This is a genomic window from Dietzia sp. DQ11-44 (genome assembly GCF_014145205.1).
In the GTDB taxonomy this organism is placed as follows: Bacteria; Actinomycetota; Actinomycetes; order Mycobacteriales; family Mycobacteriaceae; genus Dietzia; species Dietzia natronolimnaea.
In genome coordinates this window covers 1-1,902 of the sequence record NZ_JAALEC010000304.1, presented here as the reverse complement: position 1 = coordinate 1,902, position 1,902 = coordinate 1, and the positions used below count along the sequence as shown (strand labels likewise).

General features: G+C 70.5%; 2 protein-coding genes. Both read left to right on the top strand.

Annotated features, from left to right (window positions below; all coding sequences use genetic code 11):
- Positions 1-528, top strand: a 528-nt coding sequence (locus tag G6018_RS08445; RefSeq protein WP_182639372.1) for a PD-(D/E)XK nuclease family protein, incomplete at its 5' end; no start/stop codon positions are given.
- Between the two features lie 62 nt (positions 529-590).
- Positions 591-1,670 (top strand): potassium channel family protein, encoded by a 1,080-nt coding sequence (locus G6018_RS08440; protein WP_179524802.1) that lies wholly within the window; start codon positions 591-593, stop codon positions 1,668-1,670.
- Positions 1,671-1,902: the final 232 nt, after the last annotated feature.

The following is a 1,902-nucleotide window of genomic DNA, read 5'->3' as shown; positions in this document are numbered from 1 at the left end:
CGGTTCCACCTGTGGCTGGAACACCGCTTCGGGGCCACCCACCTGCTGGACATCGACGATCTCCCCGGCGCCGGGGACCATGGCGCGGTCGACGGTGTGTCGGAGTCGGACCTCACGGCGTTGCAGCAGGCCTTCGAATCGTCGCGATGGGCCCGACAGACACCCGAGGCGGTGGAGGTGCCGTTCGAGGTCGGACTCGGGGAGCATCTGCTGCGTGGCCGCATGGACGCGGTGTTCGCGGACGGGGACGACTGGATCGTCGTCGACTGGAAGACCGGGCGGGTCCCTGGCCCCTGGGAGATGCCCGCGGTCTCGCTCCAGTTGGCGGTCTACCGCTACGCGTGGGCGAGAGTCCTCTCCGCCAGGCTCGGACGACCGGTCGAACTCCACAGGGTCCGGGCCGCCTTCCACTACGTCCGCGCCGGGAGGACCGTCGAACCGGCCGATCTCCCCGACGCGGAGGAGCTGCTCCGACTCCTCTCCACCGGACCGGGGAGAGGCCGGTTGTTGTCCGACGGTGACCGATAGGCCACGATGGTCCCGGTGACCCCGATGATCGACGGCGGTCCCGTCCCGGAACGGAGCTGCCGATGGTGAGGAAGCGCGCACTCGCGTCCCGTGTCCGCAGCAGCGACCCCTTGGACGAGAGCCCCGACCACATCCTCGTGGGCGTGGTGAGCATCCCCGCGAACGCCGAGAGCCCGTGGCGGCTCATCGGCAAGCGCGTCCTGATGGCCGTGCTCACGCTGGCCCTGGCGGCCCTCGTGGTGTATCTCGATCAGGAGGGGTATGAAGGCGGCGGTGGGGCCGACGGCCGGATCACGGTCGTCGACGCCTTCTACTACGCCACCGTCTCCCTCTCGACCACGGGTTACGGGGACATCTCCCCGATCACCCAGCAGGCGCGGCTGCTGAACGCCATTCTGATCACGCCGCTGCGCGTGCTCTTCCTGATCCTGCTCGTCGGTACCACCCTGTCGGTGCTCACCGAGCAGTCCCGTCAGGCCCTCAGGATCCAGCGTTGGAGGAACCTCGTGCGTAACCACACCGTCGTCGTCGGCTACGGCACCAAGGGAAGGTCGGCCGTCGCGGCGATGCTCGCCGACGAGATCGCCCCCGACGACATCGTCGTGGTCGACACCGACCCCCAGGCACTCAGGTCCGCGGCCGCCCGCGGACTGGTCACCGTCCAGGGCTCGGCCACCCGGTCGGACGTCCTCAAGCTCGCGGGCGTCACCCGCGCCGCGGCCGTGGTGGTGGCGACCAACTCCGACGACACCGCGGTGCTGGTCACGCTGACCGCGCGCGAGCTGGCGCCCAACGCCAAGATCGTCGCCACCGTTCGTGAGTCGGACAACAAGCATCTGCTGAAGCAGTCGGGCGCGGACTCCGTGGTGGTCTCCGCCGAGACGGCCGGGCGCCTGCTCGGCCTGGCGACCATCACCCCGACCGTCGTGGGGATGATGGAGGACCTGCTGACCCCCGACGAGGGGTTCTCCATCGCCGAACGGCGCGTGGAGGAGTCCGAGGTCGGCGGCTCGCCGCGCCATCTGGCCGAGCTCGTCCTGGGAGTGGTCCGCAAGGGTCAGCTGATCAAGGTCAACGAACCCGAGGCGGACGCCCTGGAGACCGGGGACCGCCTGCTCTACATCAAGATGGTCTCGGGCTGAGACCAGGGCCGGCGACGCGGGCGGTCCGGGTGGCCGCGGCGTCCGCCGGGCTGGCACGCTGACCGCTCCCTCAAGATCTGCGAGAAGGAACCCCGACCATGCCGCTGGACTTCAGCCTCGACTCCGACCCCGTGCTGTCCGTCGCCGCGCCCGACCGGGCCGCGCCGCTCAGGCAGGACGTCGACGGTCTGTCGCGGGGATGGGCCACCGCGCGGGTGCTGCGGGTCGACCG